Genomic DNA, 12,680 nt, shown 5'->3' with positions numbered 1-12,680 from the left:
ATTTATTCAGGTAGATACATCAATCATTATGGGATTGCTGTACACTAAATTCTATCTTGATTTTGCTGAGAATGAATGGAAACAAATTTCAAACAATCCTATTGTTTTTCAGACTGTCAAAGATGGTGTGAGTATAGATATCGAGGATGACTCCCACAAATCATACAAACTTCGCTTTAAGGAAGGTGGAAAACTCAATATGTTTAGAGTTACTGGAAAATTTCGTCTTACTTGGAATGATGACGATATTCTTTAGATGTATAAAATAATAAAGGGATTTTGAAACTAGTTTTTGTGACTTTGGAAGAACAAGTCAATCGCATAATGAGGAATTTTGAGAGTACGCCTTCTGAGGAAATTCTTGAAATTTTAAACAAAATAATGCCTGAATTTAAAAGTGAACTGACATCTGAGTATCTTCAAGGTAAAATTCAAAAGATAATGCAAATTGACGATGAATCTGAAAAAATAAAACAATGCAAAGCGTTAGCTCCTTACTTGGACTGGTATTTGCAAGGTTTGTGAGATTATTCTGAAAACTTTTTTATTTTACGTAATGCAACTTTGATTGAATTTCGATCATTCCTTGCTTCTATCATATTTCCAACTAGATTGACAAAATATTCGTGTCCTGTATCTTCTGCTTTGTTAATGTCTGCCTCATAACAAGATAGGGCCTTTTCTAAAAATGGAATGTCTTCACTTAATTTAGAAATAGATTGAATATCGTGTAAATTGTCTTGAATTTTTTTAATTGTTTCATCAATTACTGGGATTGTCTTCATTGCTTGCTGATTTAATACCGATGCGAACATTGCAGCGGCATTTTTTAGTTCTGGACTGTTGCCCATAGTTTTTAATCTGTTTCTATAATGTTTCAACGATTTTATGATTATCTCGTACCCTCCCTCATCTTTTAAATAAATTGCACCCAGCCAAATTTTTTCAGACATTCCAAAATGTTTTCTTTTTACATATTATAATTTAGTTATTGTCTCAAACAATGATTTCGATAACAAAATATCTGTATTATTCGATTTCAGAATTTTCTTGGATGGGCGGTTGATTTTTACTAATTATATTTAATAAAATTCCAGCTAGCGTTACACCCATTCCTAAAAGGCCTGTGAACGTTCCAATATTTTTTACTAATCTCAAAACAGGATCTGTTTGACCAAGTTCTATTGAATAAAACATCACAAGTCCAGCAACAAACATGACTACTCCAATAATAATTACTACAAATCCTGATTTCATATTAGCGATAATTATTTCTGATTAATAAACAACAATATCTTAACATGAAATACTTCAAGGAATAATGATATCGTGGATACCAATCTGCGCTGCATTTTGGATCTTAATCACCTAAAATTCATGTACGTGTGAATTTTTTTTAAACAGTTATCTTTACCAAATTATATAAAAAATAATCAAAAGAGTGACAACAATTTGAAACAACTGACCCTGACAGAAACAATTCAAAAAGTAGAGTCATTAATTGATACTGGCAATGGTGATGCCGGCAGATTGTATCATATACTTGAATATTTGAAAAGTAGCCGTCCTCTGTACCGCTCAGATCAGGTCTATTTAGAAAGTAAGTTGAATTCTTCATTTTCAATTGATGACGATTCAGTTAAAAAAGAAAATGCTCTTCTCCCAAAAATTCAAGAACTAATTGATTCGGGAAACGGAGATCCTGGGAGATTGCAACACATCTATGACACGCTTGAAAGTAACAAATCTCTTTATCATTCCGATGTATCTTATCTTGAATCAAAATTAAACTCAGATACTCAAATTAAACCTGTAGAAGAAAAGAAAGAAATTGTATTTTCACCCCCTCCAAAAGAAATTGTTTCTAATATTGAACCAAACAATGAGATTAGAGGAAGTATGCCAAAGGGATGGAATCCGAAAAATAATTCTAATGAACTAACAGAAATAAATGCAGATATAAAAAATGAAGAGGCAAAAATTGAACAACAAGAAAAGATTTCCGACGAAATAAATCACCAGCGCTCAAAATTAACACAGTTGATATCTCATAGAAAAGAATATGAGCAAAAAATTACTAATGAAAAATCCTCTCTTGAATCACAAATTAAAGACGAAAGACTAAGAATCGAAACTCAAACAAAACTGTCACAAGAAATTATCTCTCAAAAGGAAGAATTATCTAAAGTAAAAAAGGAAAGAGAACAAATAATTAAAAAAATTGATGTCGAAAAAACTAAAATCACAAGAGATCTCAATGAACAAAAAAAACAACTAGTTCAAGCACAACTTGACCAAGAAGAAATTGAAAAGCAGGTTCAAAAAGAACAGATGTTGCTAACACAAATGGCTGAGGAGCAAAAATCACGCCTAGCAGAGCAGGCTAGAATCGCACACGACATCAAACTAAGACAAGCAGAATTCGAAAAAACTAAGAAAGATTACAAAGATATTGTTTCTCAAGTTAATCAAGAAAAGGCAAAATTTACAGAATCTGAAAAACTTAAAAAAATTCTCAAAAAACAAGAGGCAGAATTGATTTCTGCTAAAGAAGAACGACTAAACTTAATCAATACAATATCCAAAGAAAAAGAACTAATATCAAAAAAGACTCAAGAAGAGAAAGACAAATTAAAATCACAAATTAAATTAAACACACAACTTAAAAAAGAAGAAAAGTTATTTGAATCCCTTAAAAAGAAGCGTGATAAAATTGAACAGCAAATAAAAATCAAAAATCAAAAACTAAAGTCTGAACAGGAAAAAATTAAAAAACAAATTGATGATAAAAACAAGAAGCTAAAATCTATCGAGAAAAAATTAAAACCTAGTAAAAAATCTCCTGACAAGAAAACAGCAAAAAAATGATTATCTTACTTTGATTGTGATTTCTTCGCCATTTCCAATATTTGATGTTATGGTGTTGAGACCTGGATTCTCTTTCAAATAATTTGAAAATTTTTTCATATGTTCACGATATTTTTCTGGGTATATCATATTGTCTGTGACTATAATTCCTCCTACAGAAACCATTGGAAGTATTAAATCAAAATACTTGATTATGTTTTCTTTATCTGCATCAATTAAAACAAAATCAAAATATTCTTTGTATTTATCCGTGCAATTCATTTTGCTTAGAATGTCTAGTGCATTGCCTTCCTTGATTTCAACTGCATCTTGGATCTCTGCTTTTCGAAAATTTTCTTCTGCCCTCTTTATCTTACTTGGGTTTTGCTCTATTGTGATTACCTTGCCTGCTTGTTCTAAAATTGCCTCTGCACACCATATTGATGAATATCCTATTGATGTACCTATTTCTAACATATTTTTGGCATTTTTTAGGCGTAAAAGCATGTTTAGTAATTCTCCCGTTTCTTTAGTAATTGCAAGCATTCTATTCTCAGGCAATGTATCTACTATTCTTGATTTTTCAAGGGTGGATTGTACTTCTAACTCATTAAGAGTATTGAAAATTGACTCTTTCATGCTTTTGTAAGGTTTCAAATGGATTTAACTATACTTTTCCATATTGCATGTTTTTGAAATATTTTGATAGCTTATATTTAGCAAAAATATTTTTCACACTAGATATGGCAACCGCAACAAAATTTGATTATTTAGAAATTGTTCAGAAAATTCTAAATTTAGATCCAAAAATGAGATTTGCAGCTATTATTGATCCAAAAGGTAACATTCGAGAAGCAATCATGAAAACAGGCAAAACTAGCCTTAAAACCCAAAAAGAAGAAGAACATTTCTGCAAACAAGTTGCACAAAGAAGATCAATGCGAAAGGAATTTGATCGTTCTCTTGGTAAAGTACGATATGTGCACGTTGAAAGAGAAAAAGTATCTCAAATGGTTATTTACACAAAAAGAAATATTGTGTATTTTACAATGGAGCCAGAAATGCCAATTGATACAAAAATCCGATTAATTACACGTATTAAGAAAATTACATTTGAAATTTAGACTCGATACCAAATTTTTAAAAAAATTATGACATTTCACAAGTATATTGGCGATTCAAAGATGTTTGAGTATGATAAACATTACAAGGAATGCCAACAGCTAAACAAACCTTTCATTAAGGCAAAAATTAATCCTCGCCATGGAAATTATTATGTTCAGATTGATTTGATTACGTGTAATTATGAAATAACAGATAAAGGATTGGTAGAAATCAAAAAATTATTTGATAAAGAAATAAAATTCCTAAACATGTCTACAGATTTTACAAATTTCAGTATTGATAATGAACTGGCTTGGTTTGATGGGGTGTCGATAGAACATCTTGATGATTTTTGTAACTCTCTTTATGATTTAACCCAAAAACATCGTCTAAAATCTGATTAAATTTTTGATTATCTTGTCTACTACCTGCACTTCATACTTTCTTTCCTTAACTGTCGCCTCGTTCCATTTTTTTGCAAATTCTGACTGCTTGTCCAATTTTTCTAATTCTTCAATGTATTTTATTAAGTGAATTTTATAATCCTGGAGTAAGTCTAGATGTTTATTGTGATTTTTTTCAGTTGGTGTTGCCATTCCATTCCTCTTCCTTAATTTCTGGAAACATGTCTCTTATTCGTTTTCTGTCTTTTTCCATGGCTTCAATTCTATTTTCTAGATGTTCTTTGATTGCCAATTCTTTTTCCTGTTCTTTTTCTTTTTTAATATTTGAAATTACTTTAGTTAAAGACCTGTAATACACAATATGGTTCTTCAATGACTCTGCTGATTTATCTTCTTTTTTCTCATCCATGAACAATAAACAATTTCATTGAAAATAAGTATTTGACATTCATGATTTATTTACACTAATATTGAATTTAACTTAGTAATTTTTATGAAAATTCTTGTAGATGAAAACCTAGATGGAATGGATGAACGGTTAATCAATTTAGGATATGATGCTCAAAGTGTAAGAAAATTACAGAGGGAAGGAAAGAAGCTAGGATCAGACTATTCTATTATTAATTACGCTCGTGAAAACGACATGATCATTGTAACAAAAGATACAGAATTTCGTAAAGCAAGCGATGAAAATAATTTTCCTCTTATTCTTCTTGATGATGAAGAAATTCTTAAAGTGATAGTGGAAAAATTAAAAAATTTTAGTTAACATTGCTAGTGTCTATTTGTGGCATTCTTAAATTGGCCAGAACCTCATTCAGAAAATCCTCTTCTGGCTGATGTGCAATAATGTCCATGATTATTTTCCAGCAATCCTCTATCTTTCTATTTATCTGTGAGAACATTTTATCTTTCTTGAATGCTGGATAATATGATAGCAACTTCATGATTCCATCCGTTGACTGCACAATGTGTATTAAATGAATAACTGATCTTAATCTTTCATGAAATGAAAAATTTTCTTCCTTACTAATCATAGTGAAATTTTTTATTTCTTCAAAAACTGTTTCAATCTCCTTATGTAGACTTTTTAATTGATTGTTTACTGATTCGTATAGATTTATCAATTCATATTCTATGTGGGATCTGCTGTGAACTTTTTTCTCTATTTCTCCTGCTTCAACTAATGCACTAATTTCTCTGTATACTGTTTTTTCATTACCCATTTTTTCTATGACCCTTCTCGCAAGTTCTGTACCGCGAATTTTCCCATTTTCGTTGAGAATTCTGATGATCTCCGTTCTGATAATCTGTGAACTTTTTTCCATAATTTTCCCCAGGACTATTTTTGATATTTTCCTAGTACTGCTTTTTCTCCATTCTCATTAATTTCTCTTACTAATAGCTCCAAAATCTCTATTCCTTTTTTGATTGGTTCTTTATTGATGTTTTTCAACTCTAAATTTTTTTTCAGAACATTTTTTTCATTGTTTATGAAACTTAGCAAACTGACATTTTCTCCCATGTTGAGATTTATGAAAAAATCCACATATTCTGAAGGTGATTTTATTCCCATGTTTTCTGAAGATTATTCTAGTATTTGTTTGAACCCTGACAAACTAAGTTTATTTAAAATTTTTACCATGGTAAGACATGGATAGTTGTGATAGACGGATTCGTGCTTATAAAAACGGAAAAACATTTGATCAGTGTAAAGAAATTGCAGAATCTATGAATCCCGACTTTAAAAAATACATTGAAACAAATGGTCGTGTTTTATGGACTGAAATTTTAGAAAAAGTAGATCATGATGAACTTCTCTACAAACTTACTCTAAAATTTCTAAGACGGGACGGTTATGATATTGGTAATCATAAGGTTCCTGAAGTCAAAAAATTCATTGTTTAGGATCTATTTTACAACTTCCATCTGAATTTTGCAATTTTTTTGCCATTACAAATGGAGTTATGATTAATACTGGAATTGAAACTGCAATAAATAATGTCTGCATTTGAGTTAATGCAATAGATAATGCTATTCCACTAGCTGTTCCAATAAATATTGACAAAAATGTCCCTGCACAAGTTGGACACGCAATAAACAATCCTGTTGCAGCTCCTATCGTACTTGCTCCTCTGCCTTTCTTTGATATTCCATATGCACTTACAGCAATTGCAGCGTTTAATCCGACCAAATAAGACACAATTACCTGTAAAACTAAATTTATCGGAATAATTTGTAAACCTACATGTTCAGTCAGATACACGATTATCTTTGGCATGTATCCTGGACCATCACAACATGGCGCAATAAATCCTGATGGAATCGTAGCACCATAATGAATTGCAAAATTAACTTCTGGTTGATAAACAAGAGTTCCTGATGCCAGCGAAAAAAATATGCCGTACCCAATAAAGGTGGCAACAAAAATTTTACGTGATTTTGAATTCCATGTTGTTAAGGCGATTATTGTTGAAAGATTTTTCTGATTAGCCTCCACTTTCCCTTTATGATAACGATACAATCCAAAAGCAATGGCCCCAAATGCCGCAACTAGTGTAATGTAAAATCCATATGCGATTCTTTGTATTGAATCAATTGCACTGGGAGTAAGAAGCTCTGGATCCTGGTATCTTCCATACAATATGAATAGAGCAATAATTGTTATGAATCCTAATGTGATGAGTTTTTTTCCTTTGCTGACACTTTTTCCTACTTGCTCATTCATTGTTTATCTCCGATTTCAATGAAATTAAATCCTATCTCATTTGATTTCTTACAAGTTTTGTACGTCTTTCATATGTCGTATTGGGATACTTGACAATTGCTCTCTAGTTATTTTTATCTCGAATCATTTGTCCTAATTTCTATGATTTTTGAAATTTCATTAGTTCGCTGCTAAAACCTTACAAGGAATAACAAAAAACCATTCCGTGGAATTTGAAATATTTTTAGATGAGTTTTGGAATGAATATGTAAATTATCGCAATTATTTCCAATCTGCCAAATATCATTAAAAATCCTAACACAATTTTTGTAGCCGGATCTGTATTGAGATCAATCACCCCTGCTGACAATCCTCCAGTTGTAATCACTCCTACTGCTTCAAAAAACGCATCTTCGTATGAGACCTGTTCAATTTCTGCAAGATGTAATCCAGTAATAGATGCAATTATTGGAAATAATGCTATGATGATCAAAGTAGATGTCATTTCTTTTTTTGTTTCTGCTGTTAATTCTGCTCTTTTTACTTTGTTGATAAAATCTAGAAAATGTCTCAATTGTAATAACCTAAAAATTTTAAAACCGCCAGCTGTTGAGAATCCACATCCTCCGATGAACATCAAAATTATCAAAATTGTCTGAGCTCCACTCCAAAGTTCCGCAAGACTTTCTTGTTGAAGTCCAGCTGTGGTGCTTGCTGAGACAGTAATGAATGCACTTTCCATAGGGTCTAAACCGCTAATTGAAACGAATAATATTATTGCACTTCCCAAAATTGCAAAATACGTTAAAACCTCTTTTCCAAGTTTTGGGGACAAGAATTTTTTTCTAACAAATGCATAATGGAATGTAAATGGTAATGCGCCCAGTATCATTGCGCCCATAAGAATAATTTGCTCTTGCCACAATAGATCATTAAGAATTGTGGATGTGGGCAAGAATCCTCCTGTTGCAAGCGTGCTCATTGCCAATGAGAAATTATCTATAATGTTTCCCTCTCCAAAGAGATACAACAATGTTGCAACAATTACGATATAAATTGAAAAAATAACTGTGATTGTAAGGAATAGTTCTTTCATATGGAGTGTTCTACCTGAAATAAAACCGCGCATTGATTGCAGTTTTGACTCTGGATAAAATGCTGTGATTACTAAATAGATGAAACTCATTCCTCCTACAAGTTGAGTATAACTTCGGAAAAACGTAAAACTCTCACTCAATTCCTCCGGTTCATAAAATAAGGATATTCCTCCAGTTGTAAATCCTGCAGCACTTGAAAAGAACGCATTTGAAAATGCTTCTATGCTAGTCTCATCACTTGGCAGTACATACAGATATGGAACTGTGCCAAACAAAGTCAGCAAAAACAGACTAGAAAATACCAGTATTGATGCCTGCTGAAGGTTAAGACTTGCTTTTTCCCCATATGAATTCAAAAAGAATCCTGTCACAAGTAAAAGAACTGTGGTTAGGTAAATTCCTGTAGCAATCACTGTGTCTTCTAAAACTGTGGCGAGAATAGCAGGTACAAGTAACAATACTCCTGCAAACTGTAATACAAAACCAAGATTTCCCAATATTGCTTTTACAGGAGGACTCAGTAGACGAGCTGGTGTGGCCGTAGCGTCTCGAATTACATTAGCGATAGTTGTCTGAAAGATCATACCAAGTATCTCATTTTTATTTGATAAAACTGGCAATTTTCTAATTCCGTTATCTCTCATTTTATGCAATGCTTCTTGCAATGTTGCTTTTTCATTAATTGTGATTAGGGGTGTAGTCATGATGTCTTTTAATGTAGTAGATTCTGCGTACACTGTAACATCACTCACTTTTCTTAGAATGTCTTCGTCTGTTACAATTCCTACCGGAATATTGTTTTCATCCGTAACAACTATGTCGTCTGTTTCATAGTGATGCAACATTCTAGTTGCTTCTCTGGTGGGAGTGTTCTTACTCAATATGAGTACATCACTATCCATGTATTTTCTGACGTACCTACTTAGAACATATGATATTGCACGTTCAGGATTTTCCGACATAAAGCTACCATTGTTGGGGATTTTAAATAATTTGGGGTCATGCTCAATCCTTGATCGTCAAAAAATAATTCACAAAATAACATGGTTAGTTTTGATCCAAAAAATTTGCTATCTTTATAAACTCTGAACAAGTAGTTTATGCGTAATACCATGGAAATTGATCAAGCACAAGAGCCTGATTATGAATCTGTGAAAATTGATTATGTTGGGTTTGTTGATCCATATGCTGTTGAAGGCATGGTTGTTCTAAAATCTGATAATGGAAAAGAATTTCATATGAGGGCTTTTTCTGGTGAGGTTGCCAGGCATATCTCCAGTTTTAACGATCCTGAGGGAGAATCTGCCCCTTCCATCTATAAGATGATTGAGGAGATTTGTGAGGAGAATGAGCTGATTCTAGTTAAGGTGAAAATATATGAAAGTGGAGAAGTTTTACGTGCAAATTTGTATTTTACAGGAAAAAAAGATCTTGTGCTGCGAAATTATAGAGCGTCCGATGCAATGGCATTAGGCGCATTTTACAAAATTCCTATTCTCGTTAGAAAAAATCTTCTAAAAGAAAGCATGGAAGCATAAACACTGTTTTCTTTTAATTAGAATAGTTTTTTTCATACAGAAGTTATACAATTTTATGAATGAACAAGAGCAGTTGATGGACAATTTGCTAAATGTTGATCTTGAAATCATAGATGTTGTCCGGGAACTTCATCAAGGTAATTGGGACTCTCAATCATTAAAACATCAAGTTGGCGATTTACTTAAAATCCGTGATGAAATGGTGCAGAAATTAATATCTGTAAAAGATGATGATCATCAATGTAATTGCGATCATGACCATTTTCATGAATGATTAATTTTCTCCATCAAAAAAATCATCTGGAAACATTCTCTTTATTTTCAATAATTCTGACTGATAATTTTGAATTTTTAAATTGATTTCATTTATCTCATTTTCTTGAGCATTTTCTTTAATATTTTCTAATGCTTTGATTTGCTTTGATAATGTTTTATACATTATAGAATATTCTGGAAATTTTTCAGGAAGTTTGCCCATTGCCTATGATTGGAGTCTCCTCCTAATACTGGTTATGAAATCCCAATATTTTTTAAATTGCTTCATAATTCGGCAAACTCATCATCTATCAGTTATAGCTTAGTTTGTTGGTTAATCATCAGCATTTTTTCTTGTAATTTCTATGGTATATTATTATCCCATCTAAAAAATCAGAACCTTTTTGATGTGATTCAATGATGTAATGTTGTGGTAAATTTTGAAAAAATCTATCAAAGAGTAGCATCCAAAGTGGTCCAAAGATGTCATGGGGCAATCAAAATCACTAAACATGGCAAAATCATTGAAGTTTATGATACCAAGCGTCATATCTGGAGTCATGGTTTGGCAGGATTAATCATCAAGGAAGAATGCAGGAATGCTGATCTAAAAGAGTGGGAATTTGCAAATGTTAGAAATTATGTAATTCAAGAATTGCTTGGAAAATCAAAAACTTAGTAGCTTACTTTTCTAATTAAATGTGGTTCTTTTAGCATTATGATGTCGCCCATGGTTGATGATAGTTCTACTTTTCTTGGATGCTGATTAGTTATTACTATTAGTGCCTCACATCTGGAGCATAAGATAGTTTTACCATTTGTTCTCTCCTCTCTCACAATATCTTTTTCCAATCTGTCTTCTTTTTCACAAGTTGGACATAATCTTGGCTCTTTTAGAATTAGGATTATTTCTTTAATGAAAATTGTTTTCCCCATCATTGTTTAATCAATAAATGACAACAAAAGAGTTTGTATTGTTAATTGGCCTCAGCAATTCAATTTTGAATGTCAAACCGCTTTAATCATTCAAAATTAGAACGAATGGTATTCAACATATTTCCAATCTAACCAATTAACAAAAATGCATGGTGTTCACTGAAAATATGCTTTTGTAATTTTTTAGGTATTTTTTAAATTATCATTTATTGTTCTGAACCAATCAAATAATGTATTTTTTGAATTTTCTTTCTTCGTTTTTGTATTTGAATAAATTTCCTTTTTTACCTGCGCTAATTTTTAGTCAAACTATGATTTTTATGCTTAGATGAGATTTACAATATTTCATCAACTTTATTCAAAAAAATCATACTAAATGTTAAATAGTTATATGTCTTATACTAATGGATGTCGTTAGTTATAAAATCTGGCGATTAGATTGCGCTGCCCCGCAGAACAAAAAAGGCAATCAGACGTTTAGACGTTTGACCACGAGAGGGAATCTCTCAGAGTTCTGCAGTTAGGGGTTTGCGCCTTTAATTTTTCTTTTCAAACACATTCTTTTTAATTTCACAAAAAATCTTTGTAGAATATCAGGAATATTTTCAACTTGAAATGTCAGAACTGAAATTATGTGACAATCTCGTCAAGACGTTCCTCTTCCTGAGCTCGCTTTATTTCCATGGCAATTCTTCTACCGACTCCAAATGTTTGTCCATATTGGTATTTTGTATATGGGCTAGTAGTTGCAACTATTGGATTTCCAGGAACTCGTAAAGATACATCGTACACAACTAATTCTAAATCTTTTGTAATTACACTTTGAAGTGAAAACGGACCGATGATTCCTGGGGCGTATTCTCTTTTGACTGCTGCTACGAATTTGTCTCCCATTTTAATGACTTTTTCTAGTAATGATTCTCTAATGCTGGCAGGAGTGTGTCCTACTTCAATATTTTGTAAATCCACATTGATATCTAATTGTTGTTTTGCAGGAAGGGCATTGTAATCATGAATGTTGGTTTGTAATCTTCGCTCAATTCCGATAAAATCAACTTGATTTGATATCGGTGTGTGAAAGAAATTGAAATTCATGTATGTCCCAATTGCTAATTCTTCAATGCTTGATTTTGCTAGATCATTTCTTGAGATTACTCCTTGTTTGATTTTTGCTTCTGATTTTTCAACAAAATCTTTGTATGATGAAACTGTAAAGAATGCTCTTTCTAGAGGTCTATTTTTTTCCTGAACTTTTACGATGCATGGTTTGTTAATTTTTTTAGGATCTTTGAATAATTTGGGATATTTTATTCTGGCTTTTTCTAACAAGTAATATTGCCCCTTTTTTGCTGTCCTCTCTTCTGCTTGGAATAATTTTCTATTTCCAAAAATTGGAACTTTGAATGAATTTTCAATTGTCTTGTATCCAAGATAAACGGTAAGTGATCTATGTGGGACAATAATTGTATTTGAATCCCTTAACATTTTTTGATATTTGGCAGAAGCCATGTCCTTGAATTTATCTAAAACAATTATTTCGTCTGCAATTCTTCCAAATCTTTGGTAAGGTCCCTCTCTGCCTTTCTGACAGAAAACGATAGTTTGGAAATTTTCATCTTTTGCCCCGTCCATTACTTCTAATGCTGAATGACTTCCTAGGACTCCTATCTTGACGTCCGAATATTCGTTTACTATCTTCTTTATCTCAGAACTCTTGATCACATTATGCCTAGAAGATGGGAGGTAATATAGCTAATTTTCAAGATCGAATGAGATCACAAGATTTTTCCCA

21 protein-coding genes are annotated in these 12,680 nt (G+C 31.9%); 10 read left to right on the top strand and 11 right to left on the bottom strand.

The window, feature by feature from the left end:
- The first annotated feature begins 28 nt into the window (after positions 1 to 28).
- Together K5783_RS04245 and K5783_RS04240 are read left to right on the top strand one after the other, a co-directional pair.
- Positions 29 to 256 carry a hypothetical protein gene (locus K5783_RS04245; RefSeq protein WP_297472291.1) on the top strand — a complete coding sequence of 76 codons (228 nt, stop codon included), beginning with the start codon at positions 29 to 31 and terminating at the stop codon, positions 254 to 256.
- Positions 257 to 279: 23 nt separating this feature from the next.
- Entirely contained in the window at positions 280 to 525 is a 246-nt protein-coding gene (locus tag K5783_RS04240; RefSeq protein WP_297472289.1) for a hypothetical protein, read from the top strand.
- Positions 526 to 527: 2 nt separating this feature from the next.
- On the opposite strand, the gene K5783_RS04235 is transcribed toward K5783_RS04240, so the two are convergent.
- On the bottom strand, positions 528 to 953 hold the full coding sequence (locus K5783_RS04235) for a hypothetical protein (RefSeq protein WP_297472287.1): 426 nt from the start codon (positions 951 to 953) through the stop codon (positions 528 to 530).
- A gap of 76 nt (positions 954 to 1,029) precedes the next feature.
- Positions 1,030 to 1,257, bottom strand: coding sequence for a hypothetical protein (locus tag K5783_RS04230; protein ID WP_297472285.1), 228 nt, complete (start codon positions 1,255 to 1,257; stop codon positions 1,030 to 1,032).
- Positions 1,258 to 1,452: 195 nt separating this feature from the next.
- Here K5783_RS04230 and K5783_RS04225 point away from each other — a divergent pair, with 195 nt between their 5' ends.
- Positions 1,453 to 2,868 (top strand): hypothetical protein, encoded by a 1,416-nt coding sequence (locus K5783_RS04225; protein WP_297472283.1) that lies wholly within the window; start codon positions 1,453 to 1,455, stop codon positions 2,866 to 2,868.
- Here the strand turns inward: K5783_RS04225 and K5783_RS04220 are convergent, their stop codons facing one another.
- The gene (locus K5783_RS04220; protein ID WP_297472282.1) at positions 2,869 to 3,486 is read right to left on the bottom strand and encodes an O-methyltransferase; all 618 of its coding nucleotides are present in this window, start codon (positions 3,484 to 3,486) and stop codon (positions 2,869 to 2,871) included.
- A gap of 104 nt (positions 3,487 to 3,590) precedes the next feature.
- Here K5783_RS04220 and K5783_RS04215 point away from each other — a divergent pair, with 104 nt between their 5' ends.
- Both K5783_RS04215 and K5783_RS04210 read left to right on the top strand, forming a co-directional pair.
- Positions 3,591 to 3,971 (top strand): DUF6659 family protein, encoded by a 381-nt coding sequence (locus K5783_RS04215; RefSeq protein ID WP_297472280.1) that lies wholly within the window; start codon positions 3,591 to 3,593, stop codon positions 3,969 to 3,971.
- Between the two features lie 27 nt (positions 3,972 to 3,998).
- Complete coding sequence (locus tag K5783_RS04210; RefSeq protein WP_297472278.1) at positions 3,999 to 4,355, top strand: hypothetical protein; 357 nt, start codon at positions 3,999 to 4,001, stop codon at positions 4,353 to 4,355.
- A 175-nt stretch (positions 4,356 to 4,530) separates the two neighbouring features.
- Here K5783_RS04210 and K5783_RS04205 read toward each other — a convergent pair whose 3' ends face one another.
- On the bottom strand, positions 4,531 to 4,764 hold the full coding sequence (locus K5783_RS04205; RefSeq protein ID WP_297472276.1) for a hypothetical protein: 234 nt from the start codon (positions 4,762 to 4,764) through the stop codon (positions 4,531 to 4,533).
- Positions 4,765 to 4,848: 84 nt separating this feature from the next.
- On the opposite strand from K5783_RS04205, the gene K5783_RS04200 reads away from it, so the two are divergent.
- Positions 4,849 to 5,124 carry a DUF5615 family PIN-like protein gene (locus K5783_RS04200; RefSeq protein WP_109875949.1) on the top strand — a complete coding sequence of 92 codons (276 nt, stop codon included), beginning with the start codon at positions 4,849 to 4,851 and terminating at the stop codon, positions 5,122 to 5,124.
- Here K5783_RS04200 and K5783_RS04195 read toward each other — a convergent pair.
- Positions 5,117 to 5,683 carry a hypothetical protein gene (locus K5783_RS04195; protein WP_297472273.1) on the bottom strand — a complete coding sequence of 189 codons (567 nt, stop codon included), beginning with the start codon at positions 5,681 to 5,683 and terminating at the stop codon, positions 5,117 to 5,119. The two genes, K5783_RS04200 and K5783_RS04195, sit on opposite strands and share 8 nt — an antisense overlap.
- A gap of 14 nt (positions 5,684 to 5,697) precedes the next feature.
- Positions 5,698 to 5,931: a hypothetical protein gene (locus K5783_RS04190; RefSeq protein WP_297472271.1), complete on the bottom strand. Its 234-nt coding sequence runs from the start codon at positions 5,929 to 5,931 to the stop codon at positions 5,698 to 5,700.
- Positions 5,932 to 6,008: 77 nt separating this feature from the next.
- Between K5783_RS04190 and K5783_RS04185 the strand changes: the two genes are divergently transcribed.
- The gene (locus K5783_RS04185; RefSeq protein ID WP_297472269.1) at positions 6,009 to 6,263 is read left to right on the top strand and encodes a hypothetical protein; all 255 of its coding nucleotides are present in this window, start codon (positions 6,009 to 6,011) and stop codon (positions 6,261 to 6,263) included.
- On the opposite strand, the gene K5783_RS04180 is transcribed toward K5783_RS04185, so the two are convergent.
- On the bottom strand, positions 6,253 to 7,083 hold the full coding sequence (locus tag K5783_RS04180; protein ID WP_297472267.1) for a hypothetical protein: 831 nt from the start codon (positions 7,081 to 7,083) through the stop codon (positions 6,253 to 6,255). The genes K5783_RS04185 and K5783_RS04180 overlap by 11 nt on opposite strands.
- Before the next feature lie 223 nt (positions 7,084 to 7,306).
- Positions 7,307 to 9,121, bottom strand: coding sequence for a CBS domain-containing protein (locus K5783_RS04175; RefSeq protein WP_297472265.1), 1,815 nt, complete (start codon positions 9,119 to 9,121; stop codon positions 7,307 to 7,309).
- A 150-nt stretch (positions 9,122 to 9,271) separates the two neighbouring features.
- Between K5783_RS04175 and K5783_RS04170 the strand changes: the two genes are divergently transcribed.
- Complete coding sequence (locus K5783_RS04170) at positions 9,272 to 9,697, top strand: bifunctional nuclease domain-containing protein (protein ID WP_297472264.1); 426 nt, start codon at positions 9,272 to 9,274, stop codon at positions 9,695 to 9,697.
- Between the two features lie 55 nt (positions 9,698 to 9,752).
- Positions 9,753 to 9,971, top strand: coding sequence for a hypothetical protein (locus K5783_RS04165; protein ID WP_297472263.1), 219 nt, complete (start codon positions 9,753 to 9,755; stop codon positions 9,969 to 9,971).
- Here K5783_RS04165 and K5783_RS04160 read toward each other — a convergent pair whose 3' ends face one another.
- Positions 9,972 to 10,175 carry a hypothetical protein gene (locus K5783_RS04160; RefSeq protein WP_297472262.1) on the bottom strand — a complete coding sequence of 68 codons (204 nt, stop codon included), beginning with the start codon at positions 10,173 to 10,175 and terminating at the stop codon, positions 9,972 to 9,974.
- A gap of 207 nt (positions 10,176 to 10,382) precedes the next feature.
- Between K5783_RS04160 and K5783_RS04155 the strand changes: the two genes are divergently transcribed.
- Positions 10,383 to 10,631, top strand: coding sequence for a hypothetical protein (locus K5783_RS04155; protein ID WP_297472261.1), 249 nt, complete (start codon positions 10,383 to 10,385; stop codon positions 10,629 to 10,631).
- Here K5783_RS04155 and K5783_RS04150 read toward each other — a convergent pair.
- Together K5783_RS04150 and K5783_RS04145 are read right to left on the bottom strand one after the other, a co-directional pair.
- Positions 10,628 to 10,888: a hypothetical protein gene (locus K5783_RS04150; RefSeq protein WP_297472711.1), complete on the bottom strand. Its 261-nt coding sequence runs from the start codon at positions 10,886 to 10,888 to the stop codon at positions 10,628 to 10,630. The genes K5783_RS04155 and K5783_RS04150 overlap by 4 nt on opposite strands.
- 630 nt (positions 10,889 to 11,518) lie before the next feature.
- A complete protein-coding gene (locus tag K5783_RS04145; protein ID WP_297472260.1) occupies positions 11,519 to 12,610 on the bottom strand; it encodes a formate--phosphoribosylaminoimidazolecarboxamide ligase family protein in 1,092 nt (363 codons plus the stop codon).
- Between the last annotated feature and the right edge of the window lie 70 nt (positions 12,611 to 12,680).

Source organism: Nitrosopumilus sp., assembly GCF_025699125.1.
GTDB lineage: Archaea > Thermoproteota > Nitrososphaeria > Nitrososphaerales > Nitrosopumilaceae > Nitrosopumilus.
The sequence above is the reverse complement of the archived record's forward strand: the minus strand, read 5'-3'. Positions and strand labels throughout refer to the sequence as shown.

Bases quoted from the DNA above. Each gene is read 5' to 3' on its own strand.
- K5783_RS04245 (WP_297472291.1), top strand. From the start codon at position 29: ATGGGATTGCTGTACACTAAATTCTATCTTGATTTTGCTGAGAATGAA.
- K5783_RS04235 (WP_297472287.1), bottom strand. From the start codon at position 953: ATGTCTGAAAAAATTTGGCTGGGTGCAATTTATTTAAAAGATGAGGGA.
- K5783_RS04230 (WP_297472285.1), bottom strand. From the start codon at position 1,257: ATGAAATCAGGATTTGTAGTAATTATTATTGGAGTAGTCATGTTTGTT.
- K5783_RS04220 (WP_297472282.1), bottom strand. From the start codon at position 3,486: ATGAAAGAGTCAATTTTCAATACTCTTAATGAGTTAGAAGTACAATCC.
- K5783_RS04215 (WP_297472280.1), top strand. From the start codon at position 3,591: ATGGCAACCGCAACAAAATTTGATTATTTAGAAATTGTTCAGAAAATT.
- K5783_RS04210 (WP_297472278.1), top strand. From the start codon at position 3,999: ATGACATTTCACAAGTATATTGGCGATTCAAAGATGTTTGAGTATGAT.
- K5783_RS04205 (WP_297472276.1), bottom strand. From the start codon at position 4,764: ATGGATGAGAAAAAAGAAGATAAATCAGCAGAGTCATTGAAGAACCAT.
- K5783_RS04200 (WP_109875949.1), top strand. From the start codon at position 4,849: ATGAAAATTCTTGTAGATGAAAACCTAGATGGAATGGATGAACGGTTA.
- K5783_RS04195 (WP_297472273.1), bottom strand. From the start codon at position 5,683: ATGGAAAAAAGTTCACAGATTATCAGAACGGAGATCATCAGAATTCTC.
- K5783_RS04190 (WP_297472271.1), bottom strand. From the start codon at position 5,931: ATGGGAATAAAATCACCTTCAGAATATGTGGATTTTTTCATAAATCTC.
- K5783_RS04185 (WP_297472269.1), top strand. From the start codon at position 6,009: ATGGATAGTTGTGATAGACGGATTCGTGCTTATAAAAACGGAAAAACA.
- K5783_RS04180 (WP_297472267.1), bottom strand. From the start codon at position 7,083: ATGAATGAGCAAGTAGGAAAAAGTGTCAGCAAAGGAAAAAAACTCATC.
- K5783_RS04175 (WP_297472265.1), bottom strand. From the start codon at position 9,121: ATGTCGGAAAATCCTGAACGTGCAATATCATATGTTCTAAGTAGGTAC.
- K5783_RS04170 (WP_297472264.1), top strand. From the start codon at position 9,272: ATGGAAATTGATCAAGCACAAGAGCCTGATTATGAATCTGTGAAAATT.
- K5783_RS04165 (WP_297472263.1), top strand. From the start codon at position 9,753: ATGAATGAACAAGAGCAGTTGATGGACAATTTGCTAAATGTTGATCTT.
- K5783_RS04160 (WP_297472262.1), bottom strand. From the start codon at position 10,175: ATGGGCAAACTTCCTGAAAAATTTCCAGAATATTCTATAATGTATAAA.
- K5783_RS04150 (WP_297472711.1), bottom strand. From the start codon at position 10,888: ATGGGGAAAACAATTTTCATTAAAGAAATAATCCTAATTCTAAAAGAG.